The 19,039-nt window shown below is 72.2% G+C and carries 20 protein-coding genes; 9 read left to right on the forward strand and 11 right to left on the reverse strand.

The annotated features are described in order from the left end of the window. The first annotated feature begins 16 nt into the window (after positions 1 to 16). The 4 genes from DMB42_RS02650 (at position 17) to DMB42_RS02665 (ending at position 4,281) form a co-directional block, all read left to right on the forward strand. A complete protein-coding gene (locus DMB42_RS02650; RefSeq protein WP_125630170.1) occupies positions 17 to 934 on the forward strand; it encodes a proline dehydrogenase family protein in 918 nt (305 codons plus the stop codon). Further along, complete coding sequence (gene pruA / locus DMB42_RS02655; protein ID WP_125630172.1) at positions 935 to 2,560, forward strand: L-glutamate gamma-semialdehyde dehydrogenase; 1,626 nt, start codon at positions 935 to 937, stop codon at positions 2,558 to 2,560. Between the two features lie 130 nt (positions 2,561 to 2,690). After that, positions 2,691 to 3,653 carry a GlxA family transcriptional regulator gene (locus tag DMB42_RS02660; RefSeq protein WP_125630174.1) on the forward strand — a complete coding sequence of 321 codons (963 nt, stop codon included), beginning with the start codon at positions 2,691 to 2,693 and terminating at the stop codon, positions 3,651 to 3,653. Positions 3,654 to 3,657: 4 nt separating this feature from the next. After that, positions 3,658 to 4,281 (forward strand): DJ-1/PfpI family protein, encoded by a 624-nt coding sequence (locus DMB42_RS02665; protein WP_125630176.1) that lies wholly within the window; start codon positions 3,658 to 3,660, stop codon positions 4,279 to 4,281. A 53-nt stretch (positions 4,282 to 4,334) separates the two neighbouring features. Here DMB42_RS02665 and DMB42_RS02670 read toward each other — a convergent pair whose 3' ends face one another. Next, positions 4,335 to 4,949, reverse strand: coding sequence for a helix-turn-helix transcriptional regulator (locus DMB42_RS02670; RefSeq protein ID WP_125630178.1), 615 nt, complete (start codon positions 4,947 to 4,949; stop codon positions 4,335 to 4,337). 65 nt (positions 4,950 to 5,014) lie between these two features. On the opposite strand from DMB42_RS02670, the gene DMB42_RS02675 reads away from it, so the two are divergent. After that, entirely contained in the window at positions 5,015 to 6,262 is a 1,248-nt protein-coding gene (locus DMB42_RS02675) for an MFS transporter (RefSeq protein ID WP_125630180.1), read from the forward strand. 56 nt (positions 6,263 to 6,318) lie between these two features. Next, complete coding sequence (locus DMB42_RS02680; protein WP_125630181.1) at positions 6,319 to 7,125, forward strand: serine/threonine-protein kinase; 807 nt, start codon at positions 6,319 to 6,321, stop codon at positions 7,123 to 7,125. A gap of 16 nt (positions 7,126 to 7,141) precedes the next feature. Here DMB42_RS02680 and DMB42_RS02685 read toward each other — a convergent pair whose 3' ends face one another. After that, positions 7,142 to 7,888 (reverse strand): 1-acyl-sn-glycerol-3-phosphate acyltransferase, encoded by a 747-nt coding sequence (locus DMB42_RS02685; protein ID WP_125630183.1) that lies wholly within the window; start codon positions 7,886 to 7,888, stop codon positions 7,142 to 7,144. A 120-nt stretch (positions 7,889 to 8,008) separates the two neighbouring features. On the opposite strand from DMB42_RS02685, the gene dhaK reads away from it, so the two are divergent. Genes dhaK through dhaM form a run of 3 tightly spaced genes read left to right on the forward strand, consistent with a single transcriptional unit; the run spans position 8,009 to position 9,989 of the window. Then, the gene (gene dhaK / locus DMB42_RS02690; protein ID WP_125630185.1) at positions 8,009 to 8,989 is read left to right on the forward strand and encodes a dihydroxyacetone kinase subunit DhaK; all 981 of its coding nucleotides are present in this window, start codon (positions 8,009 to 8,011) and stop codon (positions 8,987 to 8,989) included. Continuing rightward, the gene (gene dhaL / locus DMB42_RS02695; protein WP_125630187.1) at positions 8,989 to 9,615 is read left to right on the forward strand and encodes a dihydroxyacetone kinase subunit DhaL; all 627 of its coding nucleotides are present in this window, start codon (positions 8,989 to 8,991) and stop codon (positions 9,613 to 9,615) included. The genes dhaK and dhaL overlap by 1 nt, the downstream gene beginning before the upstream one ends. After that, positions 9,615 to 9,989, forward strand: a complete 375-nt coding sequence (dhaM, locus tag DMB42_RS02700) for a dihydroxyacetone kinase phosphoryl donor subunit DhaM (RefSeq protein ID WP_125630189.1) — start codon at positions 9,615 to 9,617, stop codon at positions 9,987 to 9,989. The genes dhaL and dhaM overlap by 1 nt, the downstream gene beginning before the upstream one ends. 71 nt (positions 9,990 to 10,060) lie before the next feature. On the opposite strand, the gene DMB42_RS02705 is transcribed toward dhaM, so the two are convergent. The 9 genes from DMB42_RS02705 to DMB42_RS02745 all read right to left on the reverse strand — a co-directional run bounded on the left by DMB42_RS02705 (position 10,061) and on the right by DMB42_RS02745 (position 19,029). Continuing rightward, positions 10,061 to 11,707 (reverse strand): thiamine pyrophosphate-binding protein, encoded by a 1,647-nt coding sequence (locus tag DMB42_RS02705; protein ID WP_125630191.1) that lies wholly within the window; start codon positions 11,705 to 11,707, stop codon positions 10,061 to 10,063. Next, entirely contained in the window at positions 11,704 to 12,477 is a 774-nt protein-coding gene (locus DMB42_RS02710) for a cyclase family protein (RefSeq protein WP_125630193.1), read from the reverse strand. The genes DMB42_RS02705 and DMB42_RS02710 overlap by 4 nt, the downstream gene beginning before the upstream one ends. A 63-nt stretch (positions 12,478 to 12,540) precedes the next feature. Beyond that, complete coding sequence (locus tag DMB42_RS02715) at positions 12,541 to 13,353, reverse strand: carbohydrate ABC transporter permease (protein WP_221761987.1); 813 nt, start codon at positions 13,351 to 13,353, stop codon at positions 12,541 to 12,543. Next, positions 13,350 to 14,252 (reverse strand): carbohydrate ABC transporter permease, encoded by a 903-nt coding sequence (locus tag DMB42_RS02720; protein ID WP_125630195.1) that lies wholly within the window; start codon positions 14,250 to 14,252, stop codon positions 13,350 to 13,352. The genes DMB42_RS02715 and DMB42_RS02720 overlap by 4 nt, the downstream gene beginning before the upstream one ends. Continuing rightward, a complete protein-coding gene (locus DMB42_RS02725; protein ID WP_125630196.1) occupies positions 14,249 to 15,520 on the reverse strand; it encodes an ABC transporter substrate-binding protein in 1,272 nt (423 codons plus the stop codon). Before DMB42_RS02725 ends, DMB42_RS02720 begins: the two co-directional genes overlap by 4 nt. Continuing rightward, positions 15,517 to 16,809 (reverse strand): alpha-glucosidase/alpha-galactosidase, encoded by a 1,293-nt coding sequence (locus tag DMB42_RS02730; RefSeq protein WP_125630198.1) that lies wholly within the window; start codon positions 16,807 to 16,809, stop codon positions 15,517 to 15,519. Before DMB42_RS02730 ends, DMB42_RS02725 begins: the two co-directional genes overlap by 4 nt. Beyond that, on the reverse strand, positions 16,806 to 17,720 hold the full coding sequence (locus tag DMB42_RS02735) for a carbohydrate kinase family protein (protein ID WP_125630200.1): 915 nt from the start codon (positions 17,718 to 17,720) through the stop codon (positions 16,806 to 16,808). The genes DMB42_RS02730 and DMB42_RS02735 overlap by 4 nt, the downstream gene beginning before the upstream one ends. A gap of 261 nt (positions 17,721 to 17,981) precedes the next feature. Beyond that, on the reverse strand, positions 17,982 to 18,506 hold the full coding sequence (locus DMB42_RS02740) for a hypothetical protein (protein WP_125630202.1): 525 nt from the start codon (positions 18,504 to 18,506) through the stop codon (positions 17,982 to 17,984). Positions 18,507 to 18,600: 94 nt separating this feature from the next. After that, on the reverse strand, positions 18,601 to 19,029 hold the full coding sequence (locus DMB42_RS02745; RefSeq protein ID WP_125630203.1) for a CBS domain-containing protein: 429 nt from the start codon (positions 19,027 to 19,029) through the stop codon (positions 18,601 to 18,603). Positions 19,030 to 19,039 lie beyond the last annotated feature (10 nt).

Below are 19,039 nucleotides of genomic sequence, written 5' to 3' on the forward strand. Positions count from 1 at the left end.
TTTCTAGAATTGAGGCATGTTGGGTCAACTGCTCCTTGCCGCCTCCGGCAGCGGCGTCGTACGCCGCTCCGTGTCAGGCTTCCCGCTCACCCGTAAGGTGGTGGACCGGTTCGTCGCCGGCGAGAGCGTCCAGGAGGCCCGCAACGCCATCGAACGGCTGCGGGACGCGAACCTGGCCGTGACCGTCGACCACCTCGGCGAGGAGACGCGCGACGCGCAGGCCGCCGAGACCGTGGCGCAGGCGTACGTGACGCTGCTGGAGGCGCTCAAGCCGCTGCAGCTCGGCCGCCGGGGCGAGGTGTCGGTGAAGCTGTCGGCCGTCGGCCAGCGGCTCGACGACGGGATGGCCCTGGAGCACGCCCGCGAGATCTGCGCCGCCGCCGCGGCCAACGGCTCGACCGTGACGCTCGACATGGAGGACCACACCACCGTCGACTCGACGCTGGGCATCCTGCGCAAGCTGCGTGAGGACTACCCGACGACCGGCGTGGCCATCCAGGCGTACCTGTTCCGCAGCGAGGACGACTGCCGCGACCTGGCCCACGAGGGGTCACGGGTACGGCTGGTCAAGGGCGCCTACCGCGAGCCCGCCTCGGTCGCGCACCAGGGCAAGCAGGCCGTGGACAAGGCGTACGTGCGATGCCTGCGCATCCTCATGGCGGGGAAGGGTTACCCCATGGTGGCGACGCACGACGACCGGCTGATCTCGATCACCGAACTGCTCGCCGACCGCTTCGGGCGGACGCTCGGCGACCACGAGTTCCAGATGCTCTACGGGATCCGGACCGACCGGCAGGAGGCCCTCGCCGGGGCCGGCCACACGGTCCGCGTGTACGTCCCCTACGGCGACGACTGGTACGGCTACTTCATGCGCCGGCTGGCCGAGCGCCCCGCCAACGTCGCCTTCTTCCTTCGTGCCCTTGGGGGTAAGTAAATGGATGCCATCAGCAACGTCCCCGTCCCCGCGAACGAGCCCGTACTCGGCTACGCGCCGGGCAGCGCCGAGCGTTCGGCACTGGAGGACCGCCTCAAGGAGCTGTCCGGCTCCGCCATCGACCTGACCATGACCATCGACGGCGAGCAGCGGCTCGGCGGCGGCGCGCCCATCGACGTGGTGCAGCCGCACAACCATGCCTCCGTCCTGGGCCGTACCAACGACGCTACGGCTCAGGACGTGCAGGACGCGATCGACAGCGCCCTGCGGGCGGCGCCCGCCTGGCGGGCACTGTCCTTCGACGAGCGGGCCGCGGTCTTCCTCAAGGCCGCCGACCTGCTGGCCGGGCCGTGGCGGCAGACGCTGAACGCCGCCACCGTGCTGGGGCAGTCGAAGTCGGCGCAGCAGGCGGAGATCGACGCGGCCTGCGAGCTGATCGACTTCCTGCGCTTCAACGTGACGTACGCCCGTCAGCTCTACGCCGACCAGCCGATCTCGTCGCCGGGCGTGTGGAACAGGATGGAGTACCGGCCCCTTGAGGGGTTCGTGCTGGCGATCACGCCGTTCAACTTCACCGCCATCGCCGGAAATTTGCCGACTTCTGCTGCTTTGATGGGGAATGTCGTCGTCTGGAAGCCGTCCCCGACCCAGCAGTTCGCCGCGCACTTCACGATGCGGCTGCTGGAGGCGGCCGGGCTGCCTCCCGGCGTGATCAACCTGGTCACCGGCAACGGGCAGGCCATCTCCGAGGTGGCGCTGACGCACCCGGCCCTCGCCGGCATCCACTTCACCGGCTCCACCCCGACCTTCCAGCACCTGTGGGGCACGGTCGGCGCCAACATCGCCTCCTACCACGGCTACCCGCGCCTGGTGGGCGAGACCGGCGGCAAGGACTTCGTACTGGCCCACCCCTCGGCCGACCCGGCGGTGCTGACGACCGCGCTGGTCAGGGGCGCCTTCGAGTACCAGGGCCAGAAGTGCTCGGCGGCCTCGCGGGCGTACGTGCCGCGTTCGGTCTGGAACCGGATGCGTGACGACTTCGTGGGCGTGGCCGAGTCGCTGACCGTGGGCGACGTGGCGGCCGACCTGTCGACGTTCATGGGCGCGGTCATCGACGAGCGGGCCTTCGGCAAGCACAAGGAGGCCATCGACCGGGCGCGGGCGGCCTCGAACATCGACGTGCTCACCGGCTCGTACGACTCCAGCGTCGGCTACTTCGTCAAGCCGACCGTCCTGGAGTGCGCCGACCCGACCGACGAGATCTTCGTCAAGGAGTACTTCGGGCCGATCCTCGGCGTGCACGTCTACGAGGACCGCGACTTCGACACGGTGCTCGCCCAGATGGAGGGCATCGCGCCGTACGCGCTGACCGGGTCGATCATCGCCCAGGACCGGTACGCCATCGCCTCGGCCGCGGAGCGGCTGCGCTTCGCGGCGGGCAACTTCTACGTCAACGACAAGCCGACGGGCGCGGTCGTGGGCCAGCAGCCGTTCGGCGGCGCGCGGGCCTCGGGCACCAACGACAAGGCCGGTTCGATCTTCAACCTGATCCGCTGGGTGAACGCCCGCACGATCAAGGAGACGTTCGTCCCGCCGACCGACCACCGCTACCCGCACATGGGCTGACGCCCTCCAGAGCAACGGCCGGCACCCTGGTAGGGGGTGTCGGCCGTTTCCAATTCCCGGACCGGCCATGGCGTAATGTGCAAGGTTTGTGTCATTGACGCCGTCGCGGGGCCGCGACCAGCATGAAGACATGCGTCGGCGGATCGTGATCGTCGTCTTCCCGGGCTTCCAGTTGCTGGACATGGCCGGGCCGGCCGACGTGTTCTCGACCGCCGACCTGATCGCGCGGGGGCGCGGCTACCGGGTCGAGGTGGCCGCCGTGCAGGCGGGGGCGGTGAGCGCGCACAACGGGCTCGCCGTCGTGGCGGGGGCGCTGGGCCAGGTGACCGGGGCGATCGACACGCTCCTGGTCGCCGGCGGGCTGTCGGTGCCCCGGCAGCTCGAGGATCGCGCGCTGGTCGAGGCCATCTCCGGCCTGGCGGCGCGGGCCGACCGGGTGGCCTCGGTCTGCAACGGGGCGTTCCTGCTGGCCGAGGCCGGGCTGCTGGACCGGCGCAGGGCCACGACCCACTGGCTGGCCGCCGACGACCTGCGCAGGCGCTACGCCGATGTCGAGGTGGACCCCGACCCCCTCTACATCGAGGACGGCAACGTGTGGACCTCGGCGGGCGTGCTGTCCGGTGTGGACCTCGCGCTCGCGCTGGTGGCCAGGGACCACGGCCACGAGCTGGCCCGCGACGTGGCCCGTGGGCTCGTCGTCTACCTGCACAGGCCGGGCGGGCAGAGCCAGTTCAGCGCGCCGATGCGGGCCATGACGCCGCGCAGCCTGCCGCTGCGGGAACTCCAGGGCTACATCGACGCCAACCCGGCCGCCGACCTGAGCGTGCCCGCGCTCGCCCGGCGCGTCGGGATGAGCGAACGCCACTTCTCCCGCGTCTTCACCGAGCAGACCGGCCTGTCCCCCGGCCGGTACGTCGAACGCAGCCGCGCCGACGCCGCCAGACGCCTCCTGGAGGTCACCGGGCACCCGCTGGAGACCGTGGCCAGGGAGTCGGGGCTCGGCACGCCGGAGAGCCTCTACCGCGTCTTCCGCCGTCACTGGCGGGTCTCGCCGGGCGAGCACCGCCGCAGATTCCAGTCGAAGGAGAAATGACACCATGCACGTGGCCATTCCGCTCTATCCCCGTTTCACCGCGCTCGACGCGGTCGGTCCCTACACCGTGCTGGCGTTCGCGCCCGGCGTGACGGTGACGTTCGTGGCCGGGCAGGCGGGGCCGGTGCTCGACGACCGGGGCAGCCTGTCGATCGCCGCCACGGCCTCCTACGCCGACCTGCCCCGTCCCGACGTGGTCGTCGTGCCCGGCGGGCCCGGCACCCTCGAAGCCCTGTCCGACCAGGCGTTGCTGGGCTGGCTGCGCGAGGCCCACGAGCACACGCGGTGGACGACGTCGGTGTGCAGCGGCTCGTACCTGCTGGGTGCGGCCGGGGTGCTCAAGGGCCTGCGCGCGACCAGCCACTGGGCGGTGCTGGACGGCCTGGGCAACTTCGGGGCCGAGCCGGTGAGCGAGCGCGTGGTCGTCGAGGGCAAGGTCGTGACGGCCGCCGGGGTCTCGGCGGGGATCGACATGGCCCTGACCCTGCTGGCCCAGGCGAACGACGCCGAGACGGCGCAGGCGGTGCAGCTCGCGATCGAGTACGACCCGCGCCCGCCGTTCGACGCCGGCTCGCCCGCCAAGGCGCCCGAGGGCACCGCCGAGCGCGCCCTGACCCTGATCTCCTGACCCTGATCTCCTGAACGGCCGCCGGGGGCCGGGGGCCGGGGCCGGGGAGAACCCTAGGCCGGGTCCTCCGGCCGGTCGCCGGTGGCCCCGAGCGGCAGGACGTCGAAGTGCACGACGACGTGCCCGCCACCGGCGGGCACGTCCCTGCCGTCCGACAACTTCCGGTAGTGGTCCAGCACCTCCAGCACCTGTTCGCTCAGAGCGGTCGCCTCGGCCGGGGTGAGCCGCAGGGACCGGCGGGCGAACATGCCGGCCCGCACCCATTCCTCGGGCGCCCGCCCCAACGCCTCGCGCCAGCGGGTCAGCTCCGCGCCGCGCTGCCGGACCAGGTCGTCCATCAGGAAGTCCAGGGCGTCGGCCGCCTCCGGGTCCCTCCCCGAGTCCTCCTCCGACGGCGCGTAGCTGAAGCCGCCGGGCGTGATGCGCCAGTACTTCTCCTTGCCCCGGCCCAGCTCGGGCGCGATCTCGATCATGCCGTGCCGGGCCAGCTCCCGCAGGTGGTAGCTGGTCGCGCCGGTGTTCTGCCCGAGCAGGCCGGCCAGCCCGGTGGCCGTGGACGGGCCGTGCTCGTCGAGCAGCTCGTAGATGCGCAGCCGCAGGGGGTGCGCGAACGACTTCAGCGCGTTCGCGTCGAGGGCCCGCGCGGAAAAGCTCTTGCCTTCGCTCACTGTGCAAGCCTATCTTTGCAAAGGAATCTATGCACACTTTTCCTTACACACTATCGGAGTGAGCCGTGACACGTCTGGGCCGGGCCTTCGGGTTCCTGTGGTCCTCCACCGCGCTGTCGAACCTCGCCGACGGCGTCCTGAGGGTCGGCGCGCCCCTGCTGGCCGTGTCCATGACGCGCTCCCCCACGCTGGTGTCGCTGGCCGGGCCCGCCGCGCCCGCGCCGTGGCTGCTGTTCGCGCTGCACGCGGGGGCGGTCGCCGACCGGGCCGACCGCCGCCGGGTCATGGCGCTGGCCAACGCGGTCCGTACGGCGGTGCTGGCGACGGGGACGCTGCTGGCCGCCATGGGCCTGCTGAACCTGTGGGTGCTGCTCGCGGTGGTGTTCGCGGCCGGTGTGAGCGAGGTCTTCGCCGACCTCTCGGCGCAGTCCGTCCTGCCCATGACCGTCTCGCGGGAGGACCTGACCCGGGCCAACGGCCGGATCGTCAGCGCCCAGACCATCGGCAACGACTTCGTCGGCGGCCCGGTGGCCGGGCTGCTCGCCGCCCTCCTGCCCGCCGCCCTCTTCGGCGCCCCCGCCCTCCTGTACGGCGCCGCCGCCCTGCTCCTGACCGGCATGCGCGGCTCGTACCGCGCCGCACCGGCCGGGCCGCGCCGCCGGCTGCGCGCCGACATCGGCGAGGCGCTGCGCTACCTGTGGTCCCACCGGTTCCTGCGCAGCCTGGCGCTCTCGGCCGGCCTGCTGAACGTCTCCAGCGCGGCCTACTTCGCCGTCTTCGTCCTGTGGGCCGTCGGCGACGGGTCGCGCATGGGCCTGGAACCGGGCGGCTACGGCCTGATGATGACCGCGCTCGCGGCGGGCGCGGTGCTCGGCTCGCCGCTGACCGGACCGGCCACGCGGCTGCTCGGCGAGCAGGCCGTGCTGGTGGGGGCGTGGCTGACGAGCAGCCTGCTGCTGCTCGTCCCCGTGCTGGTGCCCTCGCCGTGGGCGCTGTACCCGGTCGCCGTGGTGTGGGGCGTCACGGGGGCGGCGGCCAACGTACTCGTCGTCTCGGTACGGCAGCGCGTGATCCCCGGCGAGCTGCTGGGACGGGTGAACTCGGCCTACCGGCTGGTCGGCATGGGCGGTATGCCGCTGGGGGCCGCGCTCGGCGGCGTGGCGGGCGAGTTCTTCGGGCTGGCGGCCGTCCTGGCCGGGGCCGCGGGGCTGGGACTGGTGGCGGTGGGACTGGTGTGGCGCGCCATGCCGGGGCGAATTTCTGCGGCGCTGACCAGCACACCTACACTTTCCGACATATCCAGATCACCTTAGGCACCCAATGTCGCGTGCGGAGATGACATGATTATCCCCGAGCTTGAGGGGATGGTATGCGGGAGATCGGCGGACGGTACCTCCTGAACGAGGAGGCCGGTCGTGGGGGTATGGGAGTCGTCTGGCGGGCGTTCGATCGGCTCCTCCACCGAGAGGTGGCGTTGAAGGAGCTGACTCTGGCCGGTGAGGCCGAGATGGTGCGCCGCCGGGTGCTGCGTGAGGCCCGGATGGCCGCCGGGCTGACGCACCCCAACATCGTCACGGTCCACGACCTGATGGAAGTGGGCGGCAAGCTCTGGATCGTGATGGAGTACCTTCACGGGCTCTCACTCCACCAGCTGCTCTCGCAGGTGGGCACACTGCCCGCGCAGTCGGTGGCCGCGATCGGGCAGCACCTGCTCGCCGCGCTGCGCACCGCGCACAAGGCCGGCGTGCTCCATCGTGACGTCAAGCCCGCGAACGTGATGCTGACCGGCGACCGCGTGGTGCTGACCGACTTCGGCATCGCCACCGCCGAGGGCGACATCCGCATGACGACCTCGCGGCGGCTGCGCGGCACACCCGCGTTCATGGCCCCGGAGCGGCTGCACGGCGGGCCGGCCAGCAAGGAGGCCGACATGTGGTCCTTCGGCGCGACCCTCTACAGCGCCATCGAGGGCCAGCCGCCCTACCCCGGCCAGGACGCGGCCACGGTGCTCGGCATGGCCCGCAGCGGCCCGTATCCGCCGCCGCGGCGGGCCGGGGTGATGCGTCCCCTGATCGAGGGGCTGCTCCACCACGACCCCGTACGTCGCTACACGCCCGAGCAGACGGCGGGCCTGCTGGCCGGCATGCGCGCCAGCGCCTACCAGGCCGCCATCTGAGACCGGGGGCGCGGGCTCACTCCTTCGCGGCGCGGGCCTCGGCCCCGCCGGCGTCCATGGCGGCCGCCTCCTCGGGGGTGGGCGCGGTGCCGCCCAGGTGCGCGGGCTGCCACCACACGCCCGGCGGGACCTCCGGGTAGGTGCGCTGGGCCCGGTCGACCAGCTCCGACAGGCGTACGTGCAGGTCGGTGGTGTGCTGGTTGACGTCCTCGCCCCGCTTGGGGTGGAACGGCTCCCCCACCAGGATGGTGATCGGCACGTGCCGCTGGGTGAGCTGCTTGGGCCGGCCCTTGGTCCACATCCGCTGGCTGCCCCACAGGGCGACCGGGATGACCGGCACGTTGGTGGCCTGGGCCATGCGGATGGCGCCGTTCTTGATCTCCTTGACGGTGAAGGAGCGGCTGATCGTGGCCTCGGCGAAGACGCCCACCACCTCACCGGCCTTCAGCTTGCGCAGCGCGGTGGCGTACGAGCCGGCGCCGGCCCCCCGGTCGACCGGGATGTGGTGCATGCCCCGCATGAGCGGCCCGGAGATACGGTGGTCGAAGACGTCCTGCTTGGCCATGAAGCGCACCAGCCGCTTCGACGGCAGCGCGGCGAACCCGGCGAAGATGAAGTCGAGATAGCTGATGTGATTGCTCACCAGCACCGCGCCCCCGGTCCGCGGCACGTGCTCGGTGCCCTCCATGTGGAAGCGGTAGTCGAGCACGCGAAAGAGGGTCCGCGCGGCGGCGATCACCGGCGGGTACACAATCTCAGCCATGACCAGAAGGTAGCCTACTCGGACCGGTCGGACGGTCGTCAGCGGCCTCGTCCGGCCGCCGGATCGCCGGTTCGTCCCGCGGTGCTTGCTCCCGCGCGAGAACGGGCAGATGTTCTGACCATGAAGAAGCTCATCAATACCGCGGAGTCCGCCGTCGAGGACGCGCTGGGCGGGATGGCCGCGGCCCACCCCTCGCTGCGGGTCCAGGACCGCGTGGTCTACCGGGCCGGCGGGCCGCGTTCCGGCAAGGTGGGGCTGGTGTCGGGCGGCGGCTCGGGCCACGAGCCCCTGCACGCCGGGTTCGTCGGGTACGGCATGCTGGACGCCGCCTGCCCCGGCGAGATCTTCACCTCGCCGGTGCCCGACCAGATCATCGAGGCCACCCGGGCCGTCGACGGCGGCGCCGGCGTGCTGCACATCGTCAAGAACTACACCGGCGACGTGCTGAACTTCGAGATGGCCGCCGAGCTGGCCGAGGACAACGACGTGGTCAGCGTGCTGGTCGACGACGACGTGGCCGTCCAGAACTCCCTCTACACGGCCGGACGGCGCGGCACGGGCGCGACGGTGTTCGTGGAGAAGATCGCGGGCGCGCTGGCCGAGGAGGGCGCGCCGCTGACCGAGGTGGCCAGGGTGGCCGGCGAGGTGAACGAACGCAGCCGGTCCTTCGGCATCGCGCTGACCTCGTGCACGACGCCCTCGGCCGGCAAGCCGACGTTCGACCTGCCCGACACGGACGTGGAGCTGGGCATCGGCATCCACGGCGAGCCGGGCCGCACGCGGGTGCCGATGGCCTCGGCCCGCGAGCTGGCCGCCGTCGCCATGGAGGCCCTGCACAGCGACCTGGCGCTCCGCGGCGACCTGCTGGTCATGGTGAACGGCATGGGCGGCACCCCGCTCATGGAGCTGTACGTGTTGTTCGCGGAGGTGGCCGCGTTCGTGAAGGGCAAGGACGCCCGGGTGGCCCGCTCGCTCGTGGGCAACTACGTGACGAGCCTGGACATGCAGGGCTTCTCGGTCACCGTGTGCCGGCTCGACGACACACTCACACGGTTGTGGGACGCGCCGGTCGAGACACCGGCGCTGCGCTGGGGCCGGTGATGGACACCGGCCTCTTCGTGGCCTGGCTCGACGAGGCGGCCAGGCTGGTACGCCGCGACCGCGAGCGGCTGACCGAGCTCGACGCGGCCATCGGCGACGCCGACCACGGCGTGAACCTCGACCGCGGCTTCACCGAGGTCGCCAAGGCCCTGGCCGACCGGCCGCCGAGCTCGCCCGCGCAGGTGCTGACGGAGGCGGGCACGGCCCTCATCCGCCGCGTCGGCGGCGCCTCCGGCCCGCTGTACGGCTCGATGTTCCGCCAGATGGGCCGGACGCTGGAGTCCCCGGTGACGTTGTTCCACTTCGAGGCGGCGTTCGAGGCCGGGGTGGTCGCGCTGGAGCGGCTGGGCAAGGCGGCGGTGGGCGACAAGACCATGGTGGACGCGCTGGTCCCCGCCTCGCGGGCGCTGGCCCTGGCCGTACGGGACGGCATCGGGGCCCTGGAGGCGTTCGAACGGGCCGCGGCGGCGGCGGCCGAGGGCGCACGGGACACGATCCCGCTCCAGGCCCGCAAGGGCCGGGCCAGCTACCTGGGCGAACGCAGCATGGGACACGAGGACCCGGGCGCGGCCTCGACCGCCCTGATCATGGAAGCCCTGGCGACGGCGGCGCGGGCGGAGGGCTGATGGTCGGGGTGGTGCTGGTCTCGCACAGTGCCGGGCTGGCGGCCGAGACGGCGGCGCTGGCGCGCGGGATCGCCGGCGAGCCCGTGCCGGTGGCGGCGGCCGGCGGCACCGCGGACGGCGGCCTCGGCACCAGTTTCGACCTCGTGGAGCAGGCGATCCGGTCCGTGGACCGGGGCGACGGCGTGCTGATCATCCCCGATCTGGGCAGCTCGGTGCTGACCGCCCGGCTGCTGGAGGAGGAGGGGCGGGTGGTGATCGCGGACGTGCCGTTCGTGGAGGGGGCGGTGGCGGCGTGCGTGGCGGCGTGCGTGGGCGGGTCGCTGGCGGAGGTGCTGGCCGCCGCCGAGGAGGCCCGCACCTACCGCAAGCTCTGACCGCACCACCTGGCACCCTGCACCCCGCGCCACGGTCCGCGCACGCCGGTCTGTCCCTCGTGCCCGGCCGTTCAGTGGCCCTTGAACGCCTCCTCCAGCCACCAGGAGCCGCGTTCACCGGTGATCTTGGCGTGCACCAGCAGCGGGCGGTCCCGGGGCCCCTTGAGCCATTCGGCCACACCGGCGAGGTCGGCGCGGTCCGTGACGGTCACGGCGGCGAACCCGTGGCCCCTGGCGATCGCGGCCAGGTCGGCGGGCGGGAACCGGACGGTGTCGAGCGGGAACCCGTGCGGCCCGAAGTGGTGCACCTCCGCGCCGTACGCCTCGTCGTCGTAGACCACGACCACCATGGGCAGGCCCAGCCGGACGACGGTCTCCAGCTCGGCGAGGCCCATGAACGCGCCGCCGTCGCCCAGGGCGGCCACCGGCAGCCGGTCGGGCCGGGCCAGCGCGGCGCCGATCGCGGTCGCCAGGCCGAGCCCGATCGACTGGAACGCCTGGGTGAAGCAGAACCCGCCCTCGTCCGGCACGTCGAGGAACATCGAGGGATATCCCATGAAGTTGCCGGAATCGACGGACACGACACGCTCGATCGGGAGCAGGTCGTCCAGGTCGATGGTGAGCGTCCTCGGGTCGATCCGGCCCGCGCCGCTCTCGTCCCGGTACGGCACCGCCCGCCAGCGTCCCTCGGCCCGGACGCGCGCGGCCAGCTCGGCCGACCGGTAACCCGGCGCGCCGCCGTCCGGCCCGGTCAGGGCGGCCGCCACGGCGCGGACGTCGCCGATCACCCCCAGATCGACCGGGACGTAGGCGCCGACGGCCGCCGGGTCGAGGTCGACCTGGGCCACCTTCGCCCCCGGCGGGACCAGCGAGCCGTGGCGGGTCGTCCACATGTTCAGCGCGCAGCCCCAGCCGACGACCAGGTCCGCGCCGCGGATCAGCTCGGCGGCCAGCGGGGTGGCGAAGCCGCCGCTCACGTCGAGGTCCCACGGGCTGCCGCGGAACAGGCCCTTGGCGACGGCCGAGGTGGCCAGCAGGGCGCCGGTGCGGTCGGCCAGCGCCTCCAGCTCGCGCCGGGCGTGCCGGGCGCCGCGCCCCGCGATGAACACCGGCCGCCGCGCCGCGGCCAGCAGCCGCCCCAGCTCCGCCGTCCCGCCGACCACCCCGGCCGGAGCGCCGGACCGCTCGGCGTCGCCGACGGCGGGGACGGGGACGGGGGCGTTCGACGGCATGGACTGCACGTCGAGGGGGAGGTTGAGCAGGACCGTACGGCGATCCCGCGCGGCCACCCGGAACGCTTCGAGGGCCCGCTCCCCCGCCCGCCCGGCGTCCGTGACGCGCATGGGCACCGCGCCCACCGCCGTGGCCAGGGCCTCCTGGTCGATGTGGAAGTTGGAGCGCGCGTCGGTCGCCTCGCCGGCCAGCACGACCATCGGCGTACGGCTCTTGGCCGCCTCGGTGAGGCCGGTCATCGCGTTGGTGAGCCCCGGCCCCTGGTGCACCGTGACGACGCCGACCTCGCCGCTCATCCGGGCGTAGGCGTCGGCCATGGTCGCCGCCCCGCCCTCGTGCCGGGCCGCGACGAAGCGTACGCCGTGCTCGACCAGCGCGTTCGTGACGTGGAAGTTGCCGCTGCCGACCACCCCGAACGCCGTACGGACGCCTTGGGCGGCCAGCACCCGGCCGACCGCCGCCGCGGCCGTCTCCGTAACGGTCAACGCTCCACCAGGGCGAGGACCCGGACGGGGCTGCCGGAGCCGCCCACGATGGGCAGCGGCGGCGCGACCATGACGGCCCCGGTCACGGGCAGGCGGTCGAGGTTGCGGAGCTGGGTCAGGCCGTACTTGCCGGCGCCGAGCAGGAAGGAGTGGCACGGGAAGGGCGGGTCGAAGGAGTGGGCGGCGCCGGCGTCGGTGCCGACGGTCTCCACGCCGATCCCGAGGATCGGCGTCTCGGCGGCCAACCAGGAGGCGCACTCGGCCGAGATGCCGGGCGTGTGCGGGCCGGTCTCGTCGGCGTTCAGGAACGCGGCCTGGTCGGCGGCGGGCGCGTCCCAGCCGGTGCGGTAGAGCAGCCAGCCGCCCTCGGGCAGCGGGCCGTTGGCGCGTTCCCACTCCTTGACGTGGTCGATCTGGAGGAGGAAGTCGGGGTCCTTGGACGCCTCGGCGGCCAGGTCGATCACGACCGCGGGGGCGATCAGGCTGCGTACGGGCACCTGGGAGACGTCCTGGCCGTCGCGGGCGGTGACCCAGTGGACGGGGGCGTCGAAGTGGGTGCCGGTGTGCTCGCCGGTGTGGATGTCGTTCCAGTACCAGGCCGGGCCGCGGTCGTCGTAGCGGCTGATCTCCTCCAGCCGGAACGGGATGGTGTTGCCGAACGGCTCGGGCAACTGGAGGACCGGCGTCTCCGGCGCGAGGGGCGCGGTGAGGTCGATCACCTCGATCGCGCCGCTGCGCACACTGTCCACGAAGCTCTGCAACACCGACATGTCATCCTCCTTGGTGGGGCTGAGCGCATCCTCCTCCTGTCGAGCTCACCTGTGCAAACATCTTCATCCCTTCAGCCCGCTGAAGCTCATGGTGGCCACGAAGTGCCGCTGCGCCAGCACGAACGCGGCCACCAGCGGCAGCACGGCGACCACGTTCCCGGCCATGAGCGCCGACCACTCGGTGTGCCGGGCACCGGCGAACGTGGCCAGGCCCATCTGGAGGGTGTAGACGTCCTCGGAGGAGATCGCGATCAGCGGCCAGAGCAGGTCGTTCCAGGCGCCGAGCAGCGTGAACACCACCAGCGTGGCGAGCGCGGGACGGGCCAGCGGCAGCACGACGCGGAAGAACACCCCGAGGCGGGAGCAGCCGTCGATGACGGCGGCCTCCTCCAGCTCGCGCGGCAGCGACAGGAAGAACTGCCGCATGAGGAACACGCCGAACGCCGAGGCCAGCCACGGTACGACCGCCGCGCCCAGGGTGTCGATCAGCCCGAGGTTCCGGAACAGCAGGAACGTCGGGATCATGAGCACCTGGGCGGGGATCATGATGGTGGCCATGAGCGCCCCGAACGCCAGGGCACGGCCGCGGAAGGGGATGCGGGCGAAGCCGTACCCGGCCAGGGAGCACAGCACCACGTGCCCGGCCACGGCGCCGAAGGCGACCAGGACGGTGTTGGCCAGCCAGCGCGGGTAGTCGTCCTCGGTGAAGATGCGGGTGAAGCCGCCCAGGGTGAAGTGCTCGGGCCACAGCTTGGGCGGGTAGCTGTTGATGTCGGCGTCCGGCATGAACGCGGTCAGCGTCATCCAGACCAGCGGCGCGGCGAACAGCAGCGCGAGCGGCATCAGGAACAGGTGCGCGAGGTGAGGCCGTCTCACTTCGTCCCCCTCCACAGGGTCAGGCCGGACACGGCGAGCGTGACGGCGAACAGGACGTAGGCGATGGCCGCGCCGTACCCGGAATGGAAGAGCTGGAAGGCCTGGCGGTAGAGGTAGAAGACGATGACGGTGGTGGAGTCGAGCGGCTGGCCCTTGGTGGTGGTGTAGACGAGGTCGAACAGTTGCAGCGCGGTGATGGTCTGCCAGATCAGCAGGAACACCGTGGCGGGCCGCAGTTGCGGGAGCACGACGTGCCGCAGCACGTGGCGCTGGGCGCCGCCGTCCACGCGGGCGGCCTCGGTCAGCTCGCGCGGGATGTCCTGAAGCGCGGCGAGGTAGACGACGGCGGGCATGCCGACCCCGCCCCACAACGAGATCAGTACGAGGGTGAGCATCGCCTGGTCGGGATCCTGGAGGAACCCCATCGCGGGCAGGCCGAGCGCCTTGAGCCCGGCGTTGACGATGCCGAAGTCGGGGTCGAAGACGAAGTTGGCCAGGATGCCGGTGGCGGCGGCCGAGACCACGTACGGGACGAAGAAGCAGGTCCGGTAGAAGCCGATGAGCCGGATCTTCAGGTTGAGCGCCAGCGCCAGGCCCAGCCCGAGGATGACCGAGCCCGGCACGAACAACACGGTGTAGACCAGCGTGTGCCCGGCGACGGCGCGCAGGTCGGCGTCGCCCAGCAGGTCGCGGTAGTTCTGCAGGCCGACGTAGTCGCCGCCGGTGAGCAGGTCGCCGTCGCGCAGCGACAGCAGCAGCGCCCAGGCCGCCGGGAACAGGCTGAGCCCCACGATCACGACCGTGGCGGGCAGCACGAACCCCCACCCGGTCAGCTCGGGCAGCAGGCGCCGCCGCCCCGCCCGCCGCGCGTCGCGCCTGGCCGGGGCCGCCGCGGTCATCGTGCGCGCTCCAGCACCCGGTCGGCCTCGGCCGCCGCCTTGGTCAGGGCCTCCGGTACGGGTGTCCCGCCCACCAGCGCCCGGCTGATGGCGTCGCCGACCTTCTCGGAGAACTCCGGGTACACCGGGACAGGCGGCCTGGCCTGCTTGGCGTTGTCCAGGTTGGCGGTGAAGACGTCCATGTCGGGGAAGTCCTTGACGAACGTGTCGTAGGCGGGGAGCGCGGTGGTGGCCTTGCGGATCGGCAGGTTGCCCAGGCCGAGGGTCCACCGGGCGTCCTGCTCGGGACGGGTGAGCCAGGTGAGGAAGTCGGCGGCGGCCTTGGCGCGGCGGGAGCCGTTGTCGAAGACGACCCAGTTGTCCGGCCCGGCGACGGTCTCGTGGTTGCCGTCGTAGCCGGGCAGCACCTGGACGCCGTAGTCGACCTTGTGGTCGATGACGTCGAGCAGCGCGAACGGCCCCGAGACGATCATGCCGATCTTGCCGCTCTGGAACAGCGGCAGGAACTTCTCACCATTTTGATCGAGATATACGGACTTGTCCTGGCGGGCCATCGCACTCCACAGATCGAGCGCCTTGGCCGCCTGCGGCGTGTCGAACGCCGACTTCCTGCCGTCCGGAGTCAGGATCGAGCCGCCCTGCTGCCAGATCATGGGCCAGAACCGCCACACGGTGTCCTCGCCCCCGGTGACCGGGTACGCGGTGCCGTACACGCCGTCCTTCGTCAGCCTGCGGGCCGCGTCGCGGAAGTCGTCCCAGGTCCAGTCCTTGCCGGGGTAGGGCACTCCGGCCGCGTCGAACAGCTTCTTGTTGTAGATGACGGCCAGGTTGTCCACCACGGCCGGGATGCCGACGACCTTGCCGTCCACCTCCGACACGGCCCGCTCGGAGGGCCAGAAGTCGTCCCAGCCGAAGCCGGGGGCCTTCACGGTGGCGGTCAGGTCGTACACCTTGGGGTTCTTGGCCAGGTGCGGCATCCAGGTGCCGTACATGTAGGCGATGTCGGGCGCCTTGCCCCCGGCCAGCACGGCCTGCACCTTCTGCAGCATGTCGTCGACGTTCGTGGTGCCGACCGCGGGCACGATCCGTACGCCGGGGTGGGCCTTGTTGTAGTCGGCGGCCAGTTGCTCGATGGTCTTGGCCTGCGTCTCGACCTGGCCGTGCCACCAGGTGATCTCGACCGGGCCGTCCCCCTGCCCGCCGGGGTCCGAGCCGCAGCCGGTGAGCAGACCCGCGGCCAGAGCCGCCACCAGAACCGCCCGCCTCACGACCGGCTCCTCAGCGACTCGGGCAGCAGGTCGCCGTGCGCCTTCAGCAGCGCGCCGCACAACTCGTCGATCTGGTCGACGGTCAGCGTGGCGGCCGTGTTCGGGTCGGCCATCATGGCGTGCCGTACGTGCTCGGGGCGGCCCTCGACCGCGGCGCGCACGGTCAGCTCGTTGACGTTGACGTAGGCCCGGTTGAGCGCGGCGCACTGCGCGGGCAGGTCGCCGTCGGCGACCGGCCGCACGCCGAGGGCGTCGGCGACGACGGGCACCTCGACCACGCACCCGGCGGGCAGGTTACCGATCAGGCCGTGGTTGGGCACGTTGCCGTAGACGGTGCGGCCGGTGCCGGTCGTGATGCTGTGGATGATCTGCGGGGCGTATTCCATGGTCCCCTCCGCGGTGATCGGCCGGCCCGCCCTGAGCGCGTCGCGGGTGGCCTCGTAGGTGCGCACGTTCTCCTCGCTGATGCCGACGTAGGCGCCCACGGGGATGCGCAGCCGCTCGATCTCGGCGTCGTCGTGCAGGTACCAGGGCACGTACTCGGCCGAGTGCTCGCTGGTCTCGGTCGGGTAGTGGCCGAGCCTGCGGTACATGTCCACGCGCACCCGGCGCAGCATGCCGGGGTCGGCCGCGATGACCTCGTCCAGGCGCGGGTACAGGCTCCGGCCGCCGGACTCGAAGCGCAGCAGCCACGACTGGTGGTTCACCCCCGCAGCCAGGTACGTCACCTCCTCGTACGGCACCCCCACCAGCTCGGCCAGGTCGTGGGCGGTCCAGTAGATCGAGTGGCACAGGCCGACGACGTTGCGCACCGGGGTGGCCGCCGACAGGTACCAGACGTTCATGGCCATCGGGTTGGTGTAGTTGAGCAGCCAGGCGTCCGGGCAGACCTCGGCCATGGCTTGGGCGATGCGGTCGAGCGCGGGGAAGGTGCGCAGGGCGCGGAAGATGCCGCCCACGCCGATGGTGTCGGCGATCGTCTGGCGCAGTCCGTAGCGGGCGGGCAGCTCGAAGTCGACGCGGGTGGCGTCGATCATGCCGACCTGGATCATGTTGATCGCGAAGTCGGCGTCCTCCAGCGAACGCCGCAGGTCCAGGTGGGCGGAGACGGTGATGTCCGGGCGGTCGCGGGCGATGGCGCGGGCGGCGGCCTCGGCGGTCTCCAGGCGTTCGGGATGGATGTCGTGCAGGGCCACCTCGAAGGGGCCGAGGTCGGTGAAGCCGACCAGGTCGGCCAGCAGGCCCTGGGTGAACTCGACGCTTCCCGCGCCGAGGAAGGTGATCTTCATAGTTCCTTCCAAGTAGGTTGGGCGGCGGTGCCGCCGGCCGCGCGGGTGGACAGCGAACCGCAGGTCACGGCCACGTCCAGGCATTCGCGCAGGCTCATCCCGCGCAGCCTGGCGGCCAGGAAGCCGGCGTTGAAGCTGTCGCCCGCGCCGACGGTGTCCACGGGCTCGACGGGGACGGCCGGGGCCCGCGTCACCAGGCCGGACTCCCAGGCCAGCGCGCCGTTCGCGCCGTCCTTGACGACGACGGCCGGGCCGAGGGCGCCCAGCCGCGCGGCGGCGGCCTCCAGGCGCTCCCCGCGGACGCCGGACAGGCGGGCCGCGACCGCCCTGGCCTCGTCGGCGTTGGGCAGGAACACGTCGGTCTCGGCGAGCACGGCGGCGAGGCCGTCCCAGCGGCCGTCCGGGTCGTCGTTGGTGTCCAGCGAGGTCGTCACGCCCGCCGCGCGCAGCTCCCCCAGCAGCGCGGGCAGCCCGGCGGCCAGACCCGGCTGCAGGAAGTACGACGACACGTGCACGTGCCGGGCCAGCCCGCGCGGCACGTCGGCGGCGGTCAGGTACGGCAGGCAACCCGGCGAGGTGAGGATGGCCCGGTCCGTGCCGTCGGCGAGCACGACGGTCATGGCCGTGGGCCGGGGGTCGGTCACGCAGTAGGAGACGTCGACGCCGCGCTCCGCCAGCTCGCCGAGCACGAAACGCCCCGCCGCGTCGGCGCCCACGCGGCCGGCGAAGGCGGTGCGCAGGCCGAGCCGGGCCGCGCCGCAGGCGGTGATCGCGGCGGATCCGCCGAGGACCAGGTCGCCGCCCGCGACGAGCCGTTCGCGCTGGGCGTACTCCAGCTCGCGCGGCGCGCCGGCCAGCACCACGTCGGGATTGGCGTCGCCGACGACCAGGAGGTCGAACTCAGCGGCCACGGCGGGACGTCCGGCGGGGGGCGGATGGGGACGGGAACAGAGGTGGACGCATGGTCACTCCTCACGAACGAAGGGTTCGGGATTCGTGGCGATGCGCGCTGTTCCACACTCTCCGTGCCGCGTCCTTGCCAGGGGCGCGGGAGTGGCGTGGCCCATAGACCGTAGGACGATCACGCCAGCACGCTGGGGCGTGCCTCCTTCCGTTGCCGCATAGAATTGCGCGTTCCTGCTCTTATGTCCAGAGTTTGCGGCAGGAAAGTGTCACGCTTTGGTCCACTGTGCGCATCCGGCTGTCTGGAACGCCTTGTCGCCGGGCTCGATGGTGACGCTCGCCGGGCCGGTCGGGGCGCCGGCGTTGATCACGGAGCCGATGTCGGGGGACGTGCTGTTCAGCCGGGCCCAGAAGCAGTTCGTGGAGCCCTGGACGGGACCGGTCGTACGGTAGGTGCCGGGCTGGATGTCCACGCCCACGACGAACGTGCGCATCCCGGCGGCCGGCCCGGTCTGCGCGACCCCCGGCTGTGTCTGCCCGGTCGTGGGCCCGGTCTGGGTGGAGCCGTTCTGCGTGGGCCCGGTCTGCGCGGGGCCCGGCTGGGTGGCGGGCGCGGACGGCACGGAGGACGCCGAAGGCACGGACGACGCGGAGGGGACGGGCTCGCCGGAGGGCGGGCCGGTGCCCTCGACCGTCACCGTGACCCTGGGCGCGGGCTCGGCCGACGACTCCCCGGCGCCGAACCCGACGAAGACGCCGAGCATGAATCCCAGCACCGCGGCCAGTCCGGACACGAGCAGGATGATCGTCGGACTGCTCGTCGCCCGAGGAACCTCAGGGGGGCCGTACATCACGGACCCAAGGGTGCCATCCCTGTCAACGTGCCTGTCAACGGTGGAGGTAGTCGACGAGCGACGCCTTCTCGGTCTCCAGCTCCTCGATCGCGCTCTTGACCACGTCACCGATGCTGACGATGCCGACCAGGCGGCCGTTCTCGACCACCGGCATGTGGCGGAATCGGTGGGTGGTCATCGTACGGCGCAGCTCGTCGACGTTGTCGCCGGGCCCGGCGGTGCGGACCTCGGTCGTCATGATCGAGGAGACCGGCGCGTCGAGGATCTCGGCGCCCCGGTCGTGCAGCCGGCGCACGACGTCGCGCTCGGAGACGATCCCCTGGATCGTCGTGCCGTCGGTGGAGACGACGACCGCGCCGATGTTGTGGTCGGAGAGCTTGCCGAGCAGTTCCCGCACGGTCGCCTCAGGCGCCAGCGTGGTCACGGCACTTCCCTTGCCGCGCAGGATCGTCCCGATGAGCATGTGCATCACC

Origin of the sequence: Nonomuraea sp. WAC 01424 (assembly GCF_003947315.1) — a bacterium.
In the GTDB taxonomy this organism is placed as follows: Bacteria; Actinomycetota; Actinomycetes; order Streptosporangiales; family Streptosporangiaceae; genus Nonomuraea; species Nonomuraea spiralis.

Excerpts from the sequence above, each read along its gene's own strand:
- DMB42_RS02650 (WP_125630170.1), top strand. The coding sequence starts at position 17 with ATGTTGGGTCAACTGCTCCTTGCCGCCTCCGGCAGCGGCGTCGTACGC.
- pruA (WP_125630172.1), top strand. The coding sequence starts at position 935 with ATGGATGCCATCAGCAACGTCCCCGTCCCCGCGAACGAGCCCGTACTC.
- DMB42_RS02660 (WP_125630174.1), top strand. The coding sequence starts at position 2,691 with ATGCGTCGGCGGATCGTGATCGTCGTCTTCCCGGGCTTCCAGTTGCTG.
- DMB42_RS02665 (WP_125630176.1), top strand. The coding sequence starts at position 3,658 with ATGCACGTGGCCATTCCGCTCTATCCCCGTTTCACCGCGCTCGACGCG.
- DMB42_RS02680 (WP_125630181.1), top strand. The coding sequence starts at position 6,319 with ATGCGGGAGATCGGCGGACGGTACCTCCTGAACGAGGAGGCCGGTCGT.
- DMB42_RS02685 (WP_125630183.1), bottom strand. The coding sequence starts at position 7,888 with ATGGCTGAGATTGTGTACCCGCCGGTGATCGCCGCCGCGCGGACCCTC.
- dhaK (WP_125630185.1), top strand. The coding sequence starts at position 8,009 with ATGAAGAAGCTCATCAATACCGCGGAGTCCGCCGTCGAGGACGCGCTG.
- dhaL (WP_125630187.1), top strand. The coding sequence starts at position 8,989 with ATGGACACCGGCCTCTTCGTGGCCTGGCTCGACGAGGCGGCCAGGCTG.
- dhaM (WP_125630189.1), top strand. The coding sequence starts at position 9,615 with ATGGTCGGGGTGGTGCTGGTCTCGCACAGTGCCGGGCTGGCGGCCGAG.
- DMB42_RS02710 (WP_125630193.1), bottom strand. The coding sequence starts at position 12,477 with ATGTCGGTGTTGCAGAGCTTCGTGGACAGTGTGCGCAGCGGCGCGATC.
- DMB42_RS02720 (WP_125630195.1), bottom strand. The coding sequence starts at position 14,252 with ATGACCGCGGCGGCCCCGGCCAGGCGCGACGCGCGGCGGGCGGGGCGG.
- DMB42_RS02730 (WP_125630198.1), bottom strand. The coding sequence starts at position 16,809 with ATGAAGATCACCTTCCTCGGCGCGGGAAGCGTCGAGTTCACCCAGGGC.
- DMB42_RS02745 (WP_125630203.1), bottom strand. The coding sequence starts at position 19,029 with ATGCTCATCGGGACGATCCTGCGCGGCAAGGGAAGTGCCGTGACCACG.